Source organism: Kitasatospora sp. NPDC050463, assembly GCF_040655255.1.
Lineage (GTDB): Bacteria > Actinomycetota > Actinomycetes > Streptomycetales > Streptomycetaceae > Kitasatospora.
In genome coordinates this window covers 37,485-59,471 of the sequence record NZ_JBFAJO010000052.1, presented here as the reverse complement: position 1 = coordinate 59,471, position 21,987 = coordinate 37,485, and the positions used below count along the sequence as shown (strand labels likewise).

Here is a 21,987-nt window from a genome sequence, read left to right as displayed (position 1 = left end):
CCCATCGGCCCCTGCCGACCCCCCAGTAGGGCTGGCCTACCCGGGCGCGGCGCGAGGTCAAACGTTCACCGGCAATGATCCGTCAGTTCTCCGAGAACGCGAATGCACCGCCCCTCGCCTGGGAATACTCCGAGCAGACCGGCCCCGAGGCCACCGGGGCAGCGGGGGCCGGCTTGCCGCGGATGACGCAGGGTCATCCGCTCTGGAGGCCTAGTGGTCAGTTCCAAGAGCCGCCGGACGCCAGACCGGCGCACGTACGTTCTCGACACCAGCGTGCTCCTGGCGGACCCTCTCGCCATGACCCGCTTCGAGGAGCACGAGGTCGTCCTGCCGGTGGTCGTGGTCACCGAGCTGGAAGCCAAGCGGCACCATCCGGAGCTGGGCTACTTCGCCCGCCAGGCGCTGCGACTCCTCGACGACTACCGCATCCGCTTCGGCCGGCTCGACGAGCCGATCCCGGTCGGGGAGCTCGGCGGTACCATCCGGGTCGAACTCAACCACTCCGACACGTCGATACTGCCGGTCGGCTACCGCACCGCCGGCGGCGAGGCGGACAGCCGGATCCTCGCGGTCGCCCGCAACCTGCAGGCCGAGGGGTACGACGTCACCGTCGTCTCCAAGGACCTCCCGCTGCGGATCAAGGCCAGCTCGGTCGGCCTGCTCGCCGAGGAGTACCGGGCCGAGCTGGCGATCACCTCCGGCTGGACGGGCATGGCCGAGCTGCACGTCCCGGCCGACGAGGTGGACGCGCTGTTCGCGGCCGGCCACGACGCCGCGCTGCACGTCGAGGGAGCGGGCGAGCTGCCCGTCCACACCGGACTGGTGCTCAGCTCCGAGCGCGGCCGGGCGCTCGGCCGGGTCACCGGCGACGGCCGGGTCCGGCTGGTGCGCGGCGAGCGCGAGGCCTTCGGTCTGCGCGGGCGCAGCGCCGAGCAGCGGGTGGCGCTGGACCTGCTGCTCGATCCGGAGGTGGGCATCGTCTCGATGGGCGGCCGGGCGGGCACCGGGAAGTCCGCGCTGGCGCTCTGCGCCGGTCTGGAGGCGGTGCTGGAGCGGGGGCAGCACCGCAAGGTGATGGTCTTCCGGCCGCTGTACGCGGTCGGCGGCCAGGAGCTCGGCTATCTGCCGGGCTCCGAGACGGAGAAAATGAGCCCCTGGGCGCAGGCGGTCTTCGACACCCTCTCCGCCGTCACCACCCCGGACGTCATCGAGGAGGTCATCTCCCGGGGCATGTTGGAGGTCCTGCCGCTGACCCACATCCGGGGGCGCTCGCTGCACGACGCCTTCGTGATCGTCGACGAGGCGCAGTCGCTGGAGCGCAACGTCCTGCTGACGGTGCTCTCCCGGATCGGCCAGGGGTCGCGGGTGGTGCTGACCCACGACGTGGCGCAGCGGGACAACCTGCGGGTGGGCCGCTACGACGGCGTGGTGGCGGTGGTGGAGAAGCTGAAGGGGCATCCGCTGTTCGCCCACATCACGCTCACGCGGTCCGAGCGCTCGCCGATCGCGGCGCTGGTCACGGAGATGCTGGAGGACATCAACCCGTGATCCGTCAGCAATAGGGGCATAGTCGGACAATATGGTCAACTCTGGGCGCGGGGCCCGCTCCTGACGGGGCGGGTCCCGTCCCTTTCATCACATCGAGTGCTTTCTGTCCGGAGAACTCCGGGGCGGTGAATGTGAGATGCGCCACGCAACAGGGAATTGCGTCGACAGTGCCCGGTGCGGCATGGTGAGGGTTCTGTCAGGCCCCGCGTACGGCATGACAGGGCTCCCGGGAGACCGTGGGCCCGGTCCGGACGGTCCGCCAACTCCGGTGGGTGGACGCACAATTGAACACCGATGAGCCGTACGCCGCCCGATCGCAACGCCCGGTCGCCCACCGCTTCCGGACGTCGGGTCAGTACCTCCCGTGACCAGCACCGTACGGAGGGCAGCGCCAAGGGGCATGTTGCGCCCGTACGGTCACGCATGGGCGATGCTGGAAGGAAACCATGTGACTCGGATCTCGGCCCGGGGAGTCGCTGTGGCCTCCGCCACCGCCGTCACCGCTGTCGGTGCCGTCGTGGGTATGGCCTCGGGCAGCGAGGGCAAGACGATGCAGACGGTCGACGTCGCCGGTGCGACCCTGCTTGCCGAAGTCCCCTCTGGCGCCCAGGCGCAGACCATCAGTGACAACATCGGCACGCAGGCCTCCGCCCAGCAGGCCGCCGCCGACGCAGCTGCCAAGGCTGCCGCGGAGCAGAAGGCCGCCGAGGAGGCAGCGCGCCAGCAGGCCGCCGCCGATGCGCAGGCCAAGGCTGACGCGCAGGCCAAGGCCGACGCGGAGAAGGCCGCCAAGGCGGCCGAGGAGAAGCGGAAGGCCGACGAGGCCGCCGCCAACCGCTCCAAGGCGCGTTCGGCGATGGCAGCCACCGACACGTCGGCCCCGCCGGTCTCGGTCAGCCCCGGCTCGGTCCAGGCGCTCGCCCAGTCGATCATCGGCAATGACGCGCAGTTCCAGTGCTTCAGCCAGATCGTGAAGCGTGAGAGCGGCTGGGACTACACCGCGACCAACAAGAGCTCCGGCGCGTACGGCCTGGTCCAGGCGCTGCCCGGCACCAAGATGGCCTCCGCCGGCGCCGACTGGCGCACCAACCCGGCCACCCAGATCCAGTGGGGCCTGAACTACATGAACAGCCGCTACGGCAGCCCCTGTGGCGCCTGGTCGTTCTGGCAGTCGCACCACTGGTACTAGGCACCACGGGTACCGCGAACCGCGTCGCACCACACCACGGCCCCCGACCGCTCCCCTGCGGTCGGGGGCCGTGGTGTGCGGCGGGCCGCCCCGCCGCCGTGGTCCTACAGAAGGCGGGCCGCCCCGCCCGGGCTGCGCTGACCAGTGCGCTCGCGGGCGGTGCGGGCCCGGGTGCGGACGCGGGGCGCGGGGAGGGGTCCTGGTTGCTCCCCGCACCGGCCGGTCCGCCGACAGATGGCTCCGGTTCTCGTTCGGACTCCTCCCCGCTGCCCGATGCCTGAAACCACCTGGTCCAGGATGGTTTGTCCGAATACGGACCGACCGGGCGGGGCGGTCGCCGCGCTGCGGACCGCCGTCGAACCCCGCCAACCGACCCGCCCGCCGGACTCGCGCCGGGTCGGCCGGGTAGTTTCATCCTGACGGCCGTGGCGGGACCCACGGCGTACCGCCGGCACGGCGGCCCAGCGGGGGAGCGGTGGTAGCGAGGATGGCGCGGGGCGGGAAGGCCTTCAAGGCCGTGGCCAAGGGCATGGCCGTGGTGGCGAGCGCGGCCGCCGTGATCGAGCGGCGCCGGCGGGCCGCGATCGCGGCCGAGTACCACGAACCCCCGGCCGAGGTGGTGCCGTCACCGGACCGGGCGCTGCCCCCGGCCGCGGTCGCGGCGGCCCCGGTGCCGGCGCCGCGCGAGGAGACCGCCGCGGTGGCGCACACCCCGGCTCCGCCGCCGGTGCCCACGCACGGCGCCTTCGGGCGTGAACTCCACCCCGGACGGCCCGCCACCCCGGCCGAGGCGGTGCCCTGGGGTCTGCGGGTGGCCGCCGAGTCGACCTGGCGGCTGCTGCTGCTCGGCGCCGCGCTCTACGTGGTCTTCATGGTCGTCGACATGCTGCGGCTGGTGGCCTTCGCGGTGCTGGCCTCGCTGCTGATCTCCGCGCTGCTGGAGCCCACGGTCTCCTGGCTGCGCCGGCACGGCGTACCGCGCTCGCTGGCCGCCGGCGGGGTGTTCATGAGCGGCCTGGCCGGGATCGGACTGGTCGGCTGGTTCGTGGTCTGGCAGGTCACCACCAATCTGTCCGACGTGACCAGCAAGGTCCAGGACGGTGTCGCGACCCTTCGGGACTGGCTGATCACCGGCCCGCTGCACCTGACCGAGCAGCAGATCAAGGACTTCGCCGACCAGATCACCAAGGCGATCAGCACCAACACCGATCAGCTCACCTCGGTCGGCCTCACCGGCGCGCAGATCGCCGTCGAGGTGCTGACTGCCGTCCTGCTCGCGTTCTTCACCACCTTCTTCCTCCTCTACGACGGTGCGCGGATCTGGAGCTGGGCGCTGCGCGGTCTGCCCCGGCACTCCCGCTACGCGATGGCCGGCGCCGGACCGAAGGCCTGGGCCACCCTCACCGCGTACGTCCGCGGCACCGTCTGCGTGGCGTTCATCGACGCCGTCTGCATCGGCATCGGGATCCAGCTGCTCGGTGTGCCGATGGCGCTGCCACTGGCGGTGATCATCTTCCTGGGTGCCTTCGTCCCGCTGGTCGGCGCGCTGGTCACCGGGACGGTCGCGGTGCTGATCGCGCTCGTCACCACCTCCCCGTGGACCGCGCTGATGGTGCTGGTGGTGCTGATCGCCGTCCAGCAGCTCGAAGGCCACATCCTCCAGCCGCTGATCCTCGGCCGGGCCGTCCGGGTGCACCCGCTCGGTGTGGTGCTCGGCGTGGCCGCCGGCTCCATCATCGGCGGCATCGGCGGTGCCATCGTCGCCGTCCCGCTGATCGCGGTCACCAACACCGTGGTCGCCCACCTGCGCCGCCGCAACGAGGCCGGGCAGGCCGTCTTCACCGCGCTGGAGGCCGCGCGGGAGGCGGCCGTCGCCCGGACGGCGTCCGCCGCGTCCGCCGCGGCCGCCGGCGCCGCGGCGCCGGGCGGTGCGGGCGCGCCGGTCGCGGCCGAGTAGGGCGGCGGGCCCGCACCGCCGCGACGTACGCGGAGCGGGCCGCCGGAACGCACGCGGGCCCCCGCCGGACGGAAGTCCGGCGGGGGCCCGCGTGGTGTGGCGTGGGGTCAGGCGTTCACGGTGGCCAGGGCGGCCTCGGAGTCGAGGACGCCGGCCACGGCCTGCAGCACGGCGGCGATCTTCACGGAGGCCTGGATGACCTCGCGCGCGACACCGGCCTTGCTCAGCACGCCCTCGTGGGAGTCAAGGCACTGGCCGCAGCCGTTGATGGCGGAGACCGCGAAGCACCAGAGCTCGAAGTCGATCTTCTCGACGCCCGGAGTGCCGATGATGTTCATCCGCAGACCGGCCCGCATGCTGCTGTACTCCTTGTCGGAGAGCAGGTGCGTGGTCCGGTAGTAGACGTTGTTCATCCCCATGATCGCGGCCGCGCCCTTGGCGGCGTTGTACGCCTCCGGGGAGAGGTTGGCCTTGGCCTCGGGCTCCAGCTCGCGCAGCACGGCGAGGCTGCGGGTGGCCATCGCGCAGGAGAGCACGGTGCCCCAGAGCTGCTGGGCGGGGAGGTCGGAGTTGCCGATGACCGCGCTCAGGTTGAGCTTGAGGTCCTTGGCGTAGTCCGGGAGGGCGGACTTCAGGTCGTCGAGAGCCATGTCGGTCAGCCCGCCAGCAGGGCCTGGGCGTCGAGGGTGTCCTCGCCCTTGGTCCAGTTGCACGGGCACAGCTCGTCGGTCTGCAGGGCGTCCAGCACCCGCAGGACCTCCTTGGGGTTACGGCCGACGGAGCCGGCGGTCACCATGACGAACTGGATCTCGTTGTTCGGGTCGACGATGAAGACCGCGCGCTGGGCGGTGCCGTCCGCGCCCTCGACGCCGCAGGCGCGCATCAGGTCGTGCTTGACGTCGGCCAGCATCGGGAAGGGCAGGTCGCGGAGGTCCTTGTGGTCCTTGCGCCAGGCGTGGTGCACGAACTCGGAGTCGCCGGAGACGCCGAGGATCTGGGCGTCGCGGTCCGCGAACTCCTCGTTCAGCTTGCCGAAGGCGGCGATCTCGGTCGGGCAGACGAAGGTGAAGTCCATCGGCCAGAAGAAGACGATCTTCCACTTGCCCTCGTAGGACTTGTGGTTGATCTCGGCGAAGGCGTTCGCGGCGTCCAGGTCGACGCAGGCGTTGAGTTCGAACTCGGGGAACTTGTCACCGATCGTGAGCACGTTCGCTTCTCCTGAAGTGAGAGGGGTTTGTCCGGATTGCGGAACGGCTTCCACGATTCCACATCGTGGACTGATCAGGGAAATAGCTACACTCGATGTGTCTGATCGGAGAGAGTTATCAATACCCCCACGCCACCCTCCCGGCCCAGGCCCCGCAAGGGTGCCGCGCGCAAACCCGAAGCCGTTGTGGGAAGCGCCACACCACGGAGCCTCCGTACGCCAACGGTCGCGCAGCTCAAGGCCTTCGTCGCGGTGGCCGAGCACCGGCACTTCCGGGAGGCGGCGGCCGCCACCGGGACCAGCCAGCCGGCCCTGTCCGGGGCGGTCGCGGCGCTGGAGGAGTCGCTGGGCGCGCAGCTGGTCGAGCGTACGACACGCAAGGTGATCGTCACTCCATTGGGGGAGCGCGTGCTCGAACACTCGCGCCGGGTGCTCGCCTCGTTGCAGTCGCTGACCGAGGAGGTCGAGGCCGCCCGCCGCCCGTTCACCGGCCCGTTGCACCTCGGCGTCATCCCGACCGTCGCCCCCTATCTGCTGCCCACCGTGCTGCGACTGGTCCGTGGCCGCTATCCGGAGCTGGAGCTGCACGTCCACGAGGAGCGCACGCCCTCGCTGCTGGAGGGGCTGGCCGCCGGCCGGCTGGACGTCCTGCTGCTCGCGCTCCCGGCCGGCGGGGCCTCGCCCACCCGGGACATCCCGCTGTTCGACGAGGACTTCGTGCTGGTCACCCCGCCCGGCCACGCGCTCGCCGGGCGGATCGACGTGTCGCGTGACGTGCTGCTCGACCTGGAGGTGCTGCTGCTGGAGGAGGGCCACTGCCTGCGCGACCAGGCCCTGGACATCTGCCGCGAGGTCGGCGCCGACCCCGGCGGTTCCACCACCCGGGCGGCCGGGCTCTCCACCCTGGTCCAACTGGTGGCCGGCGGCCTCGGCGTCACCCTGCTGCCGGCCACCGCGCTGGACGTCGAGGCGGGCCGCACCGACCGGCTGGCCGCCGTCCGCTTCGCCGCCCCGCCGCCGGGGCGCCGGATCGGGCTCGCCACCCGGCCGGGCTCGGCCCGCAGTGCCGAGTACGACCGCTTCGCGGCCTCGCTGCGCGAGGTGCTGGCGGAGCTGCCGGTCCGGATCGTCGAGTAGCCCGGCCGGGCGCCGGGGCGGTCCCGTACCCGGCCGGTCGGCCGGTCGGCGGGCGCTGGCCGGCGGTCGGCCGGACAGCGCGGACGGCGTTCGCGGAGTTCGCGGCCCCGGGTCAGCCGATCGGCGCCGCCGAGCCCAGGCAGAGCCCGATCGTGGTGGCGACCAGCAGGTCCAGGGCCCGCAGCGCCTCGGCGTCCGGCTGTTCGCCGGTGCGGCGCAGCACCAGGTAGCGGCCGGTCAGCCCCTCGAAGCCGGTCAGGAAGTGCGTGGCGATGTCGCGCGCGGGCAGTGCCAGCTCCAGCCCGTGGGCGTCGGCGAGCGCTTCGAGCATCTGTGCGGCGGTGCTCTCGATCTCGTGCTGCAGCGCGCGCATGATCTCCTGCAGATCGGGGTCGCGCAGCGCCAGTGCCGCGAACTCGTCGAGCAGGACGCAGCGCCCTTCCTCGCCGGTGGCGCCGGCCCAGAGTGCGTGCACCATGGCCCGGATCTGCTCGCCGAAGGGCCCGTCGCCCGGTGCGGCGTCGCGCACCTGGCCGACGAAGTCGTCCGTCAGCTGCTCGACCACGGCGCGGTAGAGGTCCTTCTTGGTGCCGAAGGTGTAGTGCACCGTCGCCTGTGCCACGCCGAGCTCGGCCGCGATCGCCCGGGTGCTGCCGGCGGCGACGCCCTCGCGGGTCATCAGGTCGATGGCGGCCCGGACCAGTTGCGGGCGTCTTTCGGAGGCGGGGACGTGTGCCATTGGGCCAGGGTAGCGCCACGGTCAAGTAACTCGGTCGGACGAATCTGTCGGTGGATTATGTCGCCCAACTTTGTCAGGTGACAAAGTTGGCCGTACGGTGGGGTCCGACCTGTTCGGGCACCTGCCCGCCGACCGACGTGATCGAGGGTTCACTCATGGCCACGTACCTGTACCGTCTGGGCCGCTTCTGCTTCCGTCGAAGGCGCGCCGTCCTCGCCGTCTGGATCGCCGTACTGATCGCGGTCGGTGGCGCCGCCGGTGCCTTCGCGGGCAAGACCAGCGACGAGTTCAAGGTGCCCGGCACCGAGGCGCAGACCACCCTCGACCGGATCAAGGGCACCTTCCCGGAGCAGGGCTACGGCTCGGCACAGGTGGTCTTCACCGCCCCGGAGTCCGGCGGCATCACCACCGCGGAGGCGGCCGGGGCCGTCACGGGGGCGGTCGGCCGGATCGCCGCCGTCCCCGGTGTCGCGGCCGTGCCCGACCCGTACGCCACCGGTGCGATCTCCCCGGACGGCAGGGTCGCGCTGGCCCTGGTCTCCTTCGACCGCCCGCTCGCGGACGTCACCGATCAGCAGCGCGACGCGGTGCGGGCGGCCGCCGGTCCGGTCGGCGCCACCGGGTTGACGGTCGCCTTCGGGGGCGACGCGTACAACCGGATGGCACAGGTCGACGGCGGTGAGGCGGTCGGCCTGATGGTGGCCGGGGCGGTCCTGGTGATCACCCTGGGCTCGCTGGTCGCCGCCGGGCTGCCGCTGCTGACCGCCCTGCTCGGCGTCGGTGTGGCGATGGCCGCCCTGCTGGCCCTCTCCGGCTCGTTCGAGATCATCACCACCGCGCCGGTGCTGGCCCTGATGGTCGGCCTCGCGGTCGGCATCGACTACGCCCTGTTCATCCTCTCCCGGCACCGCCGGCACCTCGCCGAGGGCCTGGAGCCGGCGGAGGCGGCCGCCCGGGCCAACGCCACGGCCGGCAGCGCGGTGGTCTTCGCCGGTCTGACCGTGGTGGTCGCGCTCGCCGGGCTCGCCGTCGCGGGCGTGCCGTTCCTGACCGTGATGGGTCTGTCCGCCTCCGGCGCCGTGGTGGTGGCGGTGCTCGTCGCGATCACCCTGCTGCCCGCGCTGCTCGGCTTCGCCGGCCGCGCCATCGACCGGCTGCCGGTCTGGCGGCGGGCGCTGAAGGCCCCGGACCGGACGACCCTGGGCGAGCGCTGGGCGACGTTCGTGGTGCGCCGCCCGCTGGCCGTGCTGTTCGCCGGGCTCGCCGCGCTGGCCGCGCTCGCGGTACCGGCCGCGAGCCTCAGCCTCGGCCTGCCGTCCGGCGGCTCGCAGGCCGCCGGCACCGACGCCCGCACCGCGTACGACCGGATCGGTGAGAGCTTCGGCCCCGGTTTCAACGCGCCGCTGGTGGTCGTCGTCGACGCCGGAGGCACGCCGCAGCCGGAGCGGGCCGTGCAGGGCGTGGCCGAGCGGCTGGGCACCCTGGACGGGGTGCGGACGCTGCTGCCGCCGACCCTCGACGGGCCGAGCGGCACGGCTCTGCTGACCGTCATCCCGACCACCGGCCCGGACCACGCCGACACCAGGAAGCTGGTCGAGGAGATCCGCGACCAGCGCGCGGGGCTGCGGGCCTCGACCGGCGCGCGGATCGACGTCACCGGCACCACGGCCGCCAACATCGACGTCTCCGCCAAGCTCGGCGACGCGCTGCCGCCCTTCGTGGCGGTGATCGGCGGCATCGCACTGGTGCTGCTGGGCCTGGCCTTCCGCTCGATCCTGGTGCCGCTCAAGGCGGTGGCCGGCTTCCTGCTCAGCATCACGGCCTCGCTCGGCGCGGTGGTCGCCGTCTACCAGTGGGGCTGGCTGGACGGGCTGATCGACGTGCCCAGGGTGGGCCCGGTGGTGAGCTTCGTGCCGATCCTGCTGATCGCGGTGCTGTTCGGGCTGGCGATGGACTACGAGCTGTTCCTGGTCTCCGGGATGAAGGAGCACCACGTGCACGGCATGGCGCCGCGGGACGCGGTGGTCGCCGGGGTGAAGAACGGTGCCCGGGTGGTCACGGCGGCCGCACTGATCATGGTCGCGGTCTTCGGCAGCTTCGTCTTCGGCCACGACCCGATCGTCCAGCCGATCGGCTTCGCGTTGGCGGTGGGTGTGCTGGTCGACGCCTTCGTGGTGCGGATGGCGTTGGTGCCGGCCGCGATGGCGCTGTTCGGCAAGGCGGCCTGGTGGTTCCCGAAGCGCCTGGAGAAGGTGGTGCCCCGGGTCGACATGGAGGGCGAGCAGCTGATGGCCCGGCTGGACGCGGAGCGGTCCGAGCGCGAGGGCGCGGACGGAGGCCGGGCGCGGACCCCGGCGGTGGGCGGCGCCGAGCCGGCGAAGGAGCCGGAGCGGGTCTGATCAGGCCTGCCGAGCGGGTGCCCGGCCCTCGGCCGGGCGCCCCTCGGGTCCGCGGTCCGGGGTCCGGGGTCCGGGGAGCCCTACGGCAGCCGCTGCTCGAACCAGACCACCTTGCCGGTGCCGAGCCGGGTGGCACCCCAGCGCTCGGCGCACCTGGCCACTATCTGCAGCCCGCGCCCGCGTTCGTCCTCCGGCCCGGTGCGCCGCGGGCGGGGCAGCAGCGGGCTGTCGTCGCCGACCTCGCAGCGCAGCCGTGAGGTGCGGACCAGGCTCAGGGTGACCGGCCGGGTGGCGTGCTGGACGGCGTTGGTGACCAGCTCGCTGACCATCAACTCGGTTGCCTCGCTGAGCTCTTCGAGCCCCCAGCGGCGCAGCGTGTGGGCGGCCAGCCGGCGGGCCCGGCCGGGCGTCTCGTTGCGCGGCTGGAGGTACCAGTGCGCGACGTCCCCGGCCGGGATGCCGTCGAAGCAGGCGGCCAGCAGGGCGATGTCGTCGCCGCGGTCGCCCGGCGGCAGGATCCGCAGCGCCTCCTGGCAGAGCTGCTCGGGGGTGTGCCGCTGGGTGGCGGCCAGCCGGGCGCGGAGCAGCTCCAGGCCGTCGCTGAGCGGGCGGTTGCGGGTCTCCACCAGGCCGTCGGTGAAGAGCAGCAGGGCGGAGCCGGGCGGGGCGGGCAGCTCCACGGAGTTGAAGTCGACCCCGCCGACGCCGATCGGTGCGCCCGAGTCCAGCTCCAGCAGCTCGGCCGTGCCGTCCGGCTGGACGAGTACCGGCGGAACGTGTCCCGCGTTGGCGAGCACCACCCGGTTGGCGATCGGGTCGTAGACCGCGTACACGCAGGTGGCCAGGTGCTGTTCGCGGCCGAGTCGCTGGGCCTGTTCGTCCAGGTGGTAGAGCACCTCGTGCGGGGGCAGGTCGAGGGCGGCCAGGGTCTGGGCGCTGGTGCGCAGTTGGCCCATGATGGCGGCCGAGGTCAGCGAGTGGCCCATCACGTCGCCGACGATCAGCGCCACCCGGTTGCCGGGCAGCGGCACGGCGTCGTACCAGTCCCCGCCGACCTGCGCGCCGCGCTCGCCGGGCAGGTAGCGCTGGGCGAGCCGGACACCGTGCGGCTGGGGCAGCCGCAGCGGCAGCATGCTGCGCTGCAGCTCGTTGGCTATCTCCCACTCGCGGGCGTACCGCAGGGCGGTGTCGACGGCGAGTCCGGCCTGGGTGGCGAGGTGGGCGGCGGTGGCGGTGTCGGTGGCGTCGAAGCTGGGGCGGCCGGTCTTCTCGGGCGGCCGGCGGATCAGCACCAGCAGGCCCAGGACGGCCTTGCGCCCGCGCAGCGGCAGGGCGAGCACCGAGGAGCCCGGAGCCAGTCGGGCCAGCCCGCGCGCGCCGTACAGCTCGCGCAGCAGCTCGGTGGTCCGGTCGTTGCCGGCCGCGGGCGTGGCGGCCCCGCCGAGGACGGCGGCCTCGGCGGGGCGGCGGCTGAGCAGGGTGTGCGCGAGCGCCCCGCCCCGGGTGACCGGGGTGGCGGGCCCGGTGTCGGCGGTCGAGCGCGAGCCGTACCGGGTGCCGTAGCGGGAGCCGCGGTGGTCGGAGCCGGTGGTCGGCCGACCGCGGCGGCCGAGCCGGGTGCCGAGGCTGTGGTGGATCCGCAGTTCGTCGGGGAAGCCGGGCTCGCGCTCGACGTTGGGCAGCGGGTCGCGCAGGTGCACGACGGCGGCGTCGGCGAGGGTCGGTACGAGGACCCGGCAGATGTTGCGCAGCGTCGCGGCCAGGTCGAGGGCGCTGTTGATCCGCCGGGTGGCGGAGTCGAGGTAGGCGAGCCGTTCGGCGACCTGTCCGGTGGCGGTCCGCCCGGCGGCGCCCGGCGCGACGGTGCTCTGCCCGACGGTCACCTGCGCGGTGCCGAGCCGCTCGACCGGGCTCGGCCGGGGGCCGGGCTGCTCGTCGCCGGGCGGCTCGTCGCCGGCCTGCGGGGCCGGCGGCGGGCGGCGCCGGCCCGGGAGGGCAGGCGCCTGTCCGGCCTCGGGTTTGAGCTGGTCGCGCACGGCTGCCTGTCCTGGGATCGGTGGGGAGTGGTGGCTCTTCTGGTCTGCTGGACGGTCTGTCGGAGGGGGTGGCGAACGGTCAGCCGACGCGTCGACAGCACAGGAACAGCTGCTCCTCCGGCGGCAGCGAGGTGTTGGCCGGCGCGTACGGGTGCCCCGACTGTTCCTCGACGGCGAACCCGGACTCCACCAGGACCCGTTCCAGATCCTCCCGCAGATACCCGCTGATCCGCAGCTCCCGCCCGAGGAACGGCAGCGGAACGTGATCCAGGTCCGCCTCGACCATACCGAGCGCCAGCAGCCCGCCGGGCCGCAGGAGTGCGCGCAGCCGTGTCAGCACGGTGGGGATCTCCTCCTGGGGGAGGAGGATGAGGGAGAAGAAGGCGGTGACGGCGGCGAACCCGCCGTGGCCCCGCGGCCCCAGGGCGGGGACGTTCCAGGCCCGGTCGGCGCGCTCGGTGGCCAGGTCGTACATGTCGATGCGGTGGAAGGCGGGGGCGAACGGCCCGCTGGGCGCCGCCTCGCGGGCCAGGCCGAGCATGACGTCCGAAAGGTCTGTACCGGTGACGCGCATGCCGGCGGCGGTCAGCTGCCGGACGGTCGGGTCGCCGGTGCCGCAGCCGACGTCCAGCACGGCGGCACCCGGTTCGAGCCGGGCGAGCAGTCGGCGGCCGCAGGCGAGCTGGCCGCCCTTGGCGGGGAAGGCCTCGCCGTAGCCGGCGCCGATGCTGTCGAAGGCGACGGCCTGCAGGGCCCGCTCGGCACGACGGCGCAGGACGTCGGGCCCGTCGTCGCCGTCCGCATCCTCGTCGAGGGGGAACGGGTCGGATATCTGTCCGGTCGTCACGATTGAGAGGCACCTTTCCACCCGGGCCTCCGGTCGACCGGACGAGGCCGGTCCGCCGTCCTCCCGGCGCCCGCGTTGCCCCGCCGGCCCGCTGCCGGTGGCGGTACGTCACGCTCCCCGCGTCACACTGACTGCACGCTGACACTTTGCACAGAGACACTCTGCACTGTGGGAGCGCCGCCGCGCTGCCGTTTCCGGTTTCCGGATGCCCCGCCGGACAAGTGCACTCGTGTGTGTACTGGCATCTGAGAATATGCGTGATCACTACGCCGTGGGGTCCCTTTCCGGCCAACTCGTGACGGTTGGGGTGCTGTGGCCCGGCTTGCGGAAGCACGAGGGTGCGGGGCGGGGTGGTGCGGTGGGTGGCCGCACGCCGCACGGCGCCTCGGAGCACGCCCGTGACCTGCGGTTCCGCCCGCCCGCGAGCTGACAAGCCGACGTTTATCGAACGTCAATCGGCCCGGTGCACAGTGGAGTCCAGCGCCGGGGAAGCGTTGAGGGTGCTCCCGCAGCCGGGGGGCTGCGGGAGCACCGAACGCACGGGGGAAGGCCTCCACGGGGGAAGCACGGGGGAGTGCGGGGCCTACGGCGCGGGGGGAGGGAAGGGCTCGGTGTGCTGCTGGGAGATGAGGTCCGCCACGGGGGAGGCCTCCGGCACACCGAGCCGCATGAAGATCGCGTGGGCTTCACGCAGACAGGCCAGCCCGCGCGCGGGCTGCGCGAGGCCGAGCAGCGCCTCGCCCAGCGCGGCGTTGGCCAGGCCCTGGCAGTAGGCGGAGTCCATCTCCTGCCCGATCGCCAGCGACTCCTCGGCCGCCTCGGCCGCGTCGGCGTGCTGGCCGGCGGCGAGCAGGCTCACCCCGAGGCGGGCCAGGGTGTACCCCTCGCGGAGGCGGTTCCGCTGGGACCGGTAGAGCCCGTGTGCCTCGTGGAGGTGCGCGACGGCGGTGCCGGGCGCGCCGCCGGAGGAGAGCACGACGCCCAGCTGGTACAGCGTGTCGGCCAGGCAGGGGCCGTTCTTCGAGGCCCGGGCGCTGGCCACGGCGTCGGTGGCGGAGCGGACGGCGGACCGCGCGTCCCCCACGTCGAGCTGCGCCCGGGCGATGTTGCCCAGCAGTCGGGCCTCCCCGATGGGGGCGCCCACCACCCGACTGATGGCGAGGGCCTGCTCGAAGAAGGGCAGTGCCTCGGCGGAGCGGTCGGCGACGCTGAGGATGATGCCCAGGGTGTTGGTGGCCATCGACCGCAGGATGGTCATGTCGTCGCTGTCCTGCAGGCTCAGGCTCTTCAGCAGCGAACGCTCGGCGCTCTGGAAGTCGTTGGTGACCGACTGCAGGGTGCCCCGGGCGAAGTGCACCCGGGCCAGTACCGCGGAGTCCTGGTACGACTCGGAGTTGCGGTCGGCGATCTCCAGCATCCGCCGCACCCGCGGCCCGTGGGTCGGGTCCTCGACCAGGCTGTCCAGGACGATCAGCAGGTCGACGCCGGGGCGCAGCAGTTCGCCGGGCCCGCGCACGGCCGCCTCGACCAGGCTGAGCAGCAGCGCGATCTCGCTGCGGAGCCACTCCCGGGCCGATTCGCCGTCCGACAGGTTCAGACCGGGGGAACTCAGGCCGTTGAGCGGCTCCGGCAGCTGGTCGTCCGGCTCGATCGCCTGGGCGGCGTTGCGAACGGTCGGCAGCATCAGGTCGAGCAGGCGGCGCACCGCGGCGTGCTGCTCCTCGATGTCGCCGATCCGCTCGTTCCTGCGCTGAGCGTAGAGCCGCAGGAGGTCGTGGTACCGGTAGCGGCCGGGAGCGAAGCACTCCAGCATGTTCGCCTCGACGAGCGCCTCGGCGAGGTCCTCGGCGGTGTTCTCGTCGACGCCCAGCAGGGCCGTCACGGACGTGAGCGGGAGGTCCGGGGAGTCGATCAGGGAGAGCAGCCGAAAGGCCCGCGCCTCGGGGGCGGAGAGCTGTGCATAACCCAGCCCGATGGTGGTCTCCACGGCCAGGTTGCCGAGTTGGAGTTCGTCCAGCCTGCGTCGTTGATCGGCTAACCGCCGAGCGAGGTCGGAGACGCTCCAGCGCGGCCGGCTGGCCAGCCGGGCGGCGGCGATCCGGACGGCGAGGGGCAGGAAGCCGCAGGCGGTGACGACGGCCATGGCCGCCTCGGGTTCGGCCGCCACGCGCTGCTCGCCGACGATGGCCGAGAAGAGCGTGAGCGCCTCCTGGGGCGTCAGCTCCTCGACATCGACCAGGTGGGCGCCGGGGATCCCGGCGAGCCGGGACCTGCTGGTGGCGAGCACCGAGCAGCCGGACACTCCGGGGATGAGCGGCTGGATCTGCTGGGCGTCCTGCGCGTTGTCCAGCAGGATCAGCATCCGCCGGCTGGCGAGCAGCGAGCGGTAGAGCGCCGCGCGCTGGTCCAGCGAGTCGGGGGTCTCGGTGACGCCGAGCGCGTGCAGGAAGTCACCGAGCACCACGGCCGGGTCGGCGGGCGAGGCGCCTGCGCCCCGGAGGTCGACGTACAGCTGCCCGTCCGGGAACTCGGCGCGCACCCGATGCGCCACGTGGACGGCGAGGGTGGTCTTCCCGACGCCGCCGATGCCCGCCAGCGAGGTGACGACCACGGCCTGGCCGGTGGCGTTCATCAGGACGGCGGAGAGGTCGGAGACCAGCTCGGTGCGACCGCTGAAGTCCGAGACGTCGGCGGGCAGCTGGGCCGGCGGGGTCACCGGCAGCGGCGCGTCCTCCCTGGTGGCGGCGCTGATCGAGGCGACGGCGGGGAGGGTGAGGGCCGGGTCGGCGGCGAGGATGCGGGAGTGCATGGCGGAGAGCCCGGCGCCTGGCTCGACGCCGAGTTCGTCGATCAGCAGTTTCCGGGTGTCCGTGTAGACGCCGAGCGCCTCCGCCTGGCGGCCGCACCGGTAGAGCGCGAGCATCAGCAGCTCGCGCAGCCGCTCGCGGAGCGGGTGCTCGGCGGTGAGCGAACTCAACTCGCCGACCATGTCGGCGTGCAGGCCGATGTCGAGGGCCACCGCACACCGCTCCTCGGAGACCGTGACGTGCCGTTCGGCCAGTCGCAGCCGCTGCGCCTCCGCGTACGGGCCCGGAACGCCGGTGAGCGCCCGGCCGCTCCAGAGGTCGAGCGCGTCCACCAGGAGACGGTGCGCCTCGTGCAGGTCCCCGGTCGCGCGGGCCGCGGTGGCCTCGGACGCCCGGCTCTCGAAGACCGTGACGTCCAGGGCTTCGGGCGGAATACGCAGCGCGTAGCCGTCACTGACCGATACGAGTAGTTCGGCGGGGCGGCGAATTTCGCGCTTCGGCTCGATGACGGCGCGAAGACGGGAGATATATGTCCGCAATGCGGCAATAGCCTGTGCCGGTGACCGATCACCCCACAGCCCGTCGACGAGATCCTGGGTGGTGACGGGCCGGCCGGCGTGCAGAAGCAGTGCGGTGAGGACGGCTTGTTGCTGCGGCGAGCCCAGGGGCACCGGCCCGCCGTCGAGCCAGGCCTGTACGGGACCGAGTACCTGGAAGCGCAGCGCCGGTGCGGGCGGCGTCTCCCGAAACTCCATGAAATCCCCCGATGGCCTGTGCTGTCGATTCCGTGAAGGGCGCTCGGCGGTCCGCCGTGTGGTGGCTTCAGCTTAGGCGGAGGGCCGACTCTGCCGGACGAACCGGCAAGCCGCACGATGTTTATCGGACATTTAATCAGTCCTACGATACTGACGACGTGCCCGCACCAAGCCGGTGGGGCGAGAAGACATTTGATGACCGAAAGGCGGCCGTTCATGGCCAACGACCAGCGCGACACCCCCGCGCCGACCACGGAGGCCGCTGCGGAGGCGGGCAAGGCCGTCGAGGGCGCGGTGGCCGCGTCCCCGGACCAGGCCGAGTACGCCGAGCCGACCACCGACCGGAAGGCGGACCTGGAGGACGACCTGTTCGGGGGCGAGGCCGACCGGATCGTCGAGCCGGCCGCGCCGAAGACCGGGCACGACGGGCCGTACGAGCCCCAGGGCGTCATCGCCAGCCGCCCGTAGCCGATTGGTGGCCGGTGCCCCGTACTCCACACTCCGTGGGGTGCGGGGCGCTCGTCGTTCTCCCCGGCGCTCCGGCCGCTCGCGCCGGGGCGGCTCGCGCCGGGGCCGGCGGGCGGCCCGTCAGGCGACCCGGCTCTCGTTGAGGCGCGAATCCCGGTTACGGGCCGCGAGCCGGGCGCGCAGTCGGGCCCGGTTCTCCAGCGCGGGGCGGTCGGGATCGGGGCCGGGGTCGGACCCCGGCTCCTCGGGGGACGGCTCCGGCGCCGGGCCGACGCGGTCGGGCGGGGCGGTCCATTCCCGGCCGCCGCCCGGGGGCCGCAGGTAGTGCTCTCCGCCGAGGGTGTCCATGTAGATGCCGGTGCGTCCGGTCCTGGTGTCGAGGACGAGCTCACCCACACGCGGCCGGTAGGCCGCGGCATTGCGCTTACGGGTGCTCACCGCAGTGCTCCTTGCTCTGCTGCGGACGCGGCGGTGGATGCGCCGGCCCGGGTCGCTGTCGGTGCCTGTGTTCTGCTCGGCGACTACCCGGCATCTCTAGAGAAGCTAATATCTCTAGAGATGTCAACGGCCTGACCGGTCATATCGGCTTACCGGCGGCCGCGGGTGCGCCTACGATTCTGGCGAGGACGAGGGAGCAGGCGATGGTCGGCAGCAGCGGCGGGAAACAGCCCAAGTACCAGCGGATCGCCGACACGCTCAAGGCGGCCATCGACACGGGCGAGTACCGCGCAGGCGACCGGTTGCCCGGCGAGAACGACCTCATGGACGCCTACGGCGTGGCCCGGATGACCGCCCGCCAGGCGCTCGGCGTCCTGCAGAGCGAGGGCATCGCCGAGGCGCGCAAGGGCGCGGGCGTCTTCGTCCGGGACTTCCGGCCGCTGCGGCGGCGCGGGATCCAGCGGCTCGCCCAGGGTCAGTGGGGGTCGGGGCGGTCGATATGGTCGGCGGACATCGACAACCGGACGCTGGTCGTGGACCAGGTGTCGGTCACCGAGCAGGGGGCGCCCGAGCACGTGGCACGGGTGCTCGGGGTCGACCCGGGGGCACCGATGTGCGTGCGGCACAGACGGTTCGTGCTGGACGGCAAGCCGGTGCTGCTGTCCACGTCCTACCTGCCGGCCGGCCTGGTCGCCGGGACGGCGATCACCCGTGAGGACACCGGGCCGGGCGGCACCTACGCGCGCCTCGCCGAGATCGGCGCCAAGCCGGTGCACTTCCGGGAGGAGGTCCGGTCGCGGATGCCCAGCGCGGACGAGGGCGCCCGGCTGGAGCTGTCGGCGGGCACCCCGGTCATCCTGATCTGCCGCACCGCCTTCGCCGACGAGGGGCAGGTCGTCGAGCTCAACGAGATGACGCTCGACGCGGCGTCCTACGTGCTGGAGTACGACTTCGACGCCTGAGCGCCTGAGCGCCCGCCGGGGTGCCCGAGGCGCACCGCCCCGGTCGCGGAGTTCGCGGCCGGTGCGGTGCGTGGCGGTGCGGTGCGGTGTGTGGCGGAGCCGGTGCGGACTACTCCTTGGAGCGCACCCGCAGGCTGGTGATCAGCGGGCCCTCGGTGGTCTCGCGGAAGAAGTCGTTGCCCTTGTCGTCCACCACGATGAAGGCCGGGAAGTCCTCGACCTCGATGCGCCAGACGGCCTCCATGCCCAGCTCGGCGTACTCCAGCACCTCGACCTTCTTGATGCAGTCCTGGGCCAGGCGGGCGGCCGGGCCGCCGATGGAGCCGAGGTAGAAGCCGCCGTGCGCGGCGCACGCGTCGGTGACCTGCTTGCTGCGGTTGCCCTTGGCGAGCATGACCATCGAGCCGCCGGCCGCCTGGAACTGGTCGACGTAGGAGTCCATCCGGCCGGCCGTGGTGGGGCCGAAGGAGCCGGAGGCGAAGCCCTCGGGGGTCTTGGCCGGGCCGGCGTAGTAGACCGGGTGGTCCTGGAGGTACTTGGGCATGCCCTCGCCGGCGTCCAGGCGCTCCTTGATCTTGGCGTGCGCGATGTCGCGCGCGACCACCAGCGTGCCGGTGAGCGAAAGCCGGGTCTTGACCGGGTACTTGGACAGCTCGCTGCGGATCGCGGACATCGGCTGGTCGAGGTCGATGCGCACCACATCGTCGTCGAGGTGATCGTCGGTGGTGTCCGGCAGGTACTTCGCCGGGTCGGTCTCCAGCTGCTCCAGGAAGACGCCCTCGGCGGTGATCTTGCCCAGCGCCTGGCGGTCGGCCGAGCAGGAGACGGCCATCGCGACCGGCAGCGAGGCGCCGTGGCGCGGCAGGCGGACGACGCGCACGTCGTGGCAGAAGTACTTGCCGCCGAACTGCGCGCCGATGCCGATCTTCTGGGTGAGCTCGGTGACCTTGGCCTCCAGGTCCAGGTCGCGGAACCCGTGGCCGGTACGGGCGTTGCCCTCGGTCGGCAGGTTGTCCAGGTAGTGCGCGGAGGCGTACTTGGCGGTCTTCAGCGCGAACTCGGCGCTGGTGCCGCCGATCACGATGGCCAGGTGGTACGGCGGGCAGGCGGCGGTGCCGAGCGAGCGGATCTTCTGCTCCAGGAACGAGAGCATGCTGGCCTCGTTCAGGATCGCCTTGGTCTCCTGGTACAGGTACGACTTGTTGGCCGAGCCGCCGCCCTTGGCCATGAAGAGGAACTTGTAGGCGTCGCCGTCGGTCGCGTACAGCTCGATCTGGGCCGGCAGGTTGTTGCCGGTGTTCTTCTCGTCCCACATGGTCACCGGGGCCATCTGGGAGTAGCGCAGGTTGAGCTTGGTGTACGCGTCGTAGACGCCCCGCGCGATCGCGCTCTCGTCGCCGCCCCGGGTCAGCACCGACTGGCCGCGCTTGCCCATGACGATCGCGGTACCGGTGTCCTGGCACATCGGCAGGATGCCGCCGGCCGAGATGTTGACGTTCTTCAGCAGGTCCAGCGCGACGAAGCGGTCGTTGGGGCTGGCCTCCGGGTCGTCCAGGATGCGTCGCAGCTGGGCGAGGTGGGCGGGGCGCAGGTAGTGCGAGATGTCGTGCATCGCCTCGGCGGTGAGCAGCCGCAGGGCCTCGGGCTCGACCTGGAGGAAGGTGCGACCGCCGGCCTCGAAGGTGGAGACACCCTCGGAGGTCAGCTTGCGGTACGGGGTCGGGTCAGCGCCCAGGGGGAGCAGGTCGCTGTACTCGAAATCCGGCGTGGGAGCCATGGGGGCGGTCCTTAGTGTTCCAGTGATCCGGCTGCGTCGGCGAAGCACCCTCAAGGGTAGGTCCCGCCGAAACGTCGCACGCGGACAGGTCAGCCTGCGTGACCGGGGTCACTCGGACACGCGTACGGGGCTTGCCCGGTTGACTAGGCTTGGCCCGTGGACAACTCGCCGTCGCAGGACGACCAGGGGCAGTCGCCCGTACCCATGACCAAGCCGGGGGCCGAGGCTCCCGTCCGGACCGACCGGGCCCCGGTCGCGGAGGCCGAGATGCGGGCCTCGGACGCCGACCGCGAGCGGGTCGCGGAGCTGCTGCGCGACGCCTACGCCGAGGGCCGGCTGAACGTGGACGAGCACGCCGAGCGGATCGAGGCCGCGTACGGGGCCAAGACGCTCGGCGACCTCGTACCGCTCACCCGCGACCTCCCCGCGCACCGGTCGATCTCCTTCGAGAAGGCCCCGCTGGGCGCCCAGGACCACCACCGGCCGTCCGGCCCGGTGCGGCTGCCGGCCCGTCAGGAGGCGCCGACCATGGTGGCGATCTTCGGCGGGGCGTCCCGTCGGGGCCGCTGGCGGGTCGGCTCGCACCTGCGGGCGGTCGCGGCGTTCGGCGGGGTCGAGATCGACCTGACCGACGCCGTCTTCGAGTCACCCGAGGTGGAGATCGAGGTGATCGCCATGTTCGGCGGCGTCGAGATCAAGGTGCCGGAGAACGTCAGCCTGCACGGCAGCGGGGTCGGCATCTTCGGCGGCTTCGACGTCAAGGAGCAGACCGCCGCCGACCCGTACGCGCCGGTCGTCCGGGTCAAGGGAGTCGCGGTGTTCGGGGGCTGCGAGGCCAAGCCGCGCAAGGGCAAGAAGCTCAAGGAATGGGTGCGCAAGCAGCTCGGCGCCGACTAGGGCCGCCGGGGACGAGTGCCCGGGTGGGGGTAACTCCCGCCCGGGCACTCGGCGTTGCGGCGAGTGCAGGCTGTAGTCGATTGCGTGCAGTGTGCATGAATCGCGGCGCGGCGGGGTAGTTCCTCTCGCACATCGCTTCTTGCACGGCTGCGCACCGGAGGCGGCCTGAGGCCGGCTCGGGGGGTGAAGAGCGGGGGCTCGCAGCCGGGAAGGGGAGCGAGCTTCCCCGTGTCCGAGAGCCTCGTCAGGAGTACGGCCGTGCTGCATCCGATCGAGTCCCGCACCACTTCGCCCGTCGCCGCCGCCCAGGTGCTGGAGCGCCCGCCGGCCGCCCAGTCGCAGGGCGACGACAACCCCTGGCACACCGGCGCGGCCTGCCGGCGGGACGAGGTGGGGCTGTTCTTCGCCCCCTCCAAGGAGCCGACGGCGGCCCGGCTCTCGCGCGAGGAACAGGCGAAGCAGGTCTGTGCGCGCTGCCCGGTGCTGCTGGAGTGCCGGGAGCACGCGCTGGCGCAGCCGGAGCCGTACGGGGTGTGGGGCGGGCTGACGGCTGCCGAGCGCCGGGTGGTGCTGGCCCGCCGGCGGCGCCGGGAGACGGATCTCCACGAGGCCGCCCGGATTCCGGCGGCCCGCAGCCGGATCGCCGGCTGAGCAGGGCCTGAGCAGCGCCTGAGCGGGGCCTGAGAAGGGCCTGAGAAGGGCCTGAGCAGGGCCCGGGCGCGGGCCGAGCGGGGCCCGTCGGCGGCCCCGCGACGCACGGCGGGCGAACGGCTCGCCATCCGCGAACGCCCCGCGGTACGCGAACGCCCCGCGGCTTCGGCGAA

General features: G+C 72.8%; 17 protein-coding genes. 9 read left to right on the top strand and 8 right to left on the bottom strand.

Features of this window, described 5'->3' with window-relative positions; all coding sequences use genetic code 11:
- Positions 1 to 213 precede the first annotated feature (213 nt).
- The 3 genes from AB0J08_RS28190 to AB0J08_RS28180 all read left to right on the top strand — a co-directional run bounded on the left by AB0J08_RS28190 (position 214) and on the right by AB0J08_RS28180 (position 4,694).
- Positions 214 to 1,548: a PhoH family protein gene (locus tag AB0J08_RS28190; protein ID WP_360640226.1), complete on the top strand. Its 1,335-nt coding sequence runs from the start codon at positions 214 to 216 to the stop codon at positions 1,546 to 1,548.
- A gap of 448 nt (positions 1,549 to 1,996) precedes the next feature.
- Complete coding sequence (locus AB0J08_RS28185) at positions 1,997 to 2,737, top strand: transglycosylase SLT domain-containing protein (protein WP_360640223.1); 741 nt, start codon at positions 1,997 to 1,999, stop codon at positions 2,735 to 2,737.
- 487 nt (positions 2,738 to 3,224) lie between these two features.
- Positions 3,225 to 4,694 (top strand): AI-2E family transporter, encoded by a 1,470-nt coding sequence (locus tag AB0J08_RS28180; protein WP_360640220.1) that lies wholly within the window; start codon positions 3,225 to 3,227, stop codon positions 4,692 to 4,694.
- Between the two features lie 107 nt (positions 4,695 to 4,801).
- Here the strand turns inward: AB0J08_RS28180 and AB0J08_RS28175 are convergent, their stop codons facing one another.
- Entirely contained in the window at positions 4,802 to 5,344 is a 543-nt protein-coding gene (locus tag AB0J08_RS28175) for an alkyl hydroperoxide reductase (RefSeq protein WP_360640217.1), read from the bottom strand.
- A gap of 5 nt (positions 5,345 to 5,349) precedes the next feature.
- Positions 5,350 to 5,901, bottom strand: coding sequence for a peroxiredoxin (locus AB0J08_RS28170; RefSeq protein WP_360640214.1), 552 nt, complete (start codon positions 5,899 to 5,901; stop codon positions 5,350 to 5,352).
- Positions 5,902 to 6,087: 186 nt separating this feature from the next.
- Between AB0J08_RS28170 and AB0J08_RS28165 the strand changes: the two genes are divergently transcribed.
- Entirely contained in the window at positions 6,088 to 7,038 is a 951-nt protein-coding gene (locus tag AB0J08_RS28165) for a LysR substrate-binding domain-containing protein (RefSeq protein WP_360640211.1), read from the top strand.
- Positions 7,039 to 7,150: 112 nt separating this feature from the next.
- Here AB0J08_RS28165 and AB0J08_RS28160 read toward each other — a convergent pair whose 3' ends face one another.
- The gene (locus AB0J08_RS28160; protein ID WP_360640208.1) at positions 7,151 to 7,777 is read right to left on the bottom strand and encodes a TetR family transcriptional regulator; all 627 of its coding nucleotides are present in this window, start codon (positions 7,775 to 7,777) and stop codon (positions 7,151 to 7,153) included.
- Between the two features lie 155 nt (positions 7,778 to 7,932).
- Here AB0J08_RS28160 and AB0J08_RS28155 point away from each other — a divergent pair, with 155 nt between their 5' ends.
- Positions 7,933 to 10,176: an MMPL family transporter gene (locus AB0J08_RS28155; RefSeq protein WP_360640205.1), complete on the top strand. Its 2,244-nt coding sequence runs from the start codon at positions 7,933 to 7,935 to the stop codon at positions 10,174 to 10,176.
- A gap of 80 nt (positions 10,177 to 10,256) precedes the next feature.
- Here AB0J08_RS28155 and AB0J08_RS28150 read toward each other — a convergent pair whose 3' ends face one another.
- The 3 genes from AB0J08_RS28150 to AB0J08_RS28140 all read right to left on the bottom strand — a co-directional run bounded on the left by AB0J08_RS28150 (position 10,257) and on the right by AB0J08_RS28140 (position 16,621).
- On the bottom strand, positions 10,257 to 12,212 hold the full coding sequence (locus AB0J08_RS28150) for a SpoIIE family protein phosphatase (protein WP_360640202.1): 1,956 nt from the start codon (positions 12,210 to 12,212) through the stop codon (positions 10,257 to 10,259).
- A 79-nt stretch (positions 12,213 to 12,291) separates the two neighbouring features.
- Complete coding sequence (locus tag AB0J08_RS28145; protein ID WP_360640199.1) at positions 12,292 to 13,059, bottom strand: class I SAM-dependent methyltransferase; 768 nt, start codon at positions 13,057 to 13,059, stop codon at positions 12,292 to 12,294.
- 583 nt (positions 13,060 to 13,642) lie between these two features.
- Positions 13,643 to 16,621, bottom strand: coding sequence for a BTAD domain-containing putative transcriptional regulator (locus tag AB0J08_RS28140; protein WP_360640196.1), 2,979 nt, complete (start codon positions 16,619 to 16,621; stop codon positions 13,643 to 13,645).
- A 195-nt stretch (positions 16,622 to 16,816) separates the two neighbouring features.
- On the opposite strand from AB0J08_RS28140, the gene AB0J08_RS28135 reads away from it, so the two are divergent.
- Positions 16,817 to 17,089 carry a hypothetical protein gene (locus AB0J08_RS28135; RefSeq protein ID WP_360640193.1) on the top strand — a complete coding sequence of 91 codons (273 nt, stop codon included), beginning with the start codon at positions 16,817 to 16,819 and terminating at the stop codon, positions 17,087 to 17,089.
- Positions 17,090 to 17,209: 120 nt separating this feature from the next.
- Here AB0J08_RS28135 and AB0J08_RS28130 read toward each other — a convergent pair whose 3' ends face one another.
- Complete coding sequence (locus tag AB0J08_RS28130) at positions 17,210 to 17,527, bottom strand: hypothetical protein (RefSeq protein ID WP_360640190.1); 318 nt, start codon at positions 17,525 to 17,527, stop codon at positions 17,210 to 17,212.
- Positions 17,528 to 17,730: 203 nt separating this feature from the next.
- Between AB0J08_RS28130 and AB0J08_RS28125 the strand changes: the two genes are divergently transcribed.
- Complete coding sequence (locus tag AB0J08_RS28125) at positions 17,731 to 18,489, top strand: GntR family transcriptional regulator (protein WP_360640187.1); 759 nt, start codon at positions 17,731 to 17,733, stop codon at positions 18,487 to 18,489.
- 109 nt (positions 18,490 to 18,598) lie between these two features.
- Here the strand turns inward: AB0J08_RS28125 and AB0J08_RS28120 are convergent, their stop codons facing one another.
- Entirely contained in the window at positions 18,599 to 20,266 is a 1,668-nt protein-coding gene (locus AB0J08_RS28120; protein ID WP_360640184.1) for a fumarate hydratase, read from the bottom strand.
- Positions 20,267 to 20,422: 156 nt separating this feature from the next.
- Between AB0J08_RS28120 and AB0J08_RS28115 the strand changes: the two genes are divergently transcribed.
- Positions 20,423 to 21,163, top strand: a complete 741-nt coding sequence (locus AB0J08_RS28115) for a DUF1707 domain-containing protein (RefSeq protein ID WP_360640181.1) — start codon at positions 20,423 to 20,425, stop codon at positions 21,161 to 21,163.
- A 309-nt stretch (positions 21,164 to 21,472) separates the two neighbouring features.
- A complete protein-coding gene (locus AB0J08_RS28110; RefSeq protein WP_360640247.1) occupies positions 21,473 to 21,814 on the top strand; it encodes a WhiB family transcriptional regulator in 342 nt (113 codons plus the stop codon).
- Positions 21,815 to 21,987: the final 173 nt, after the last annotated feature.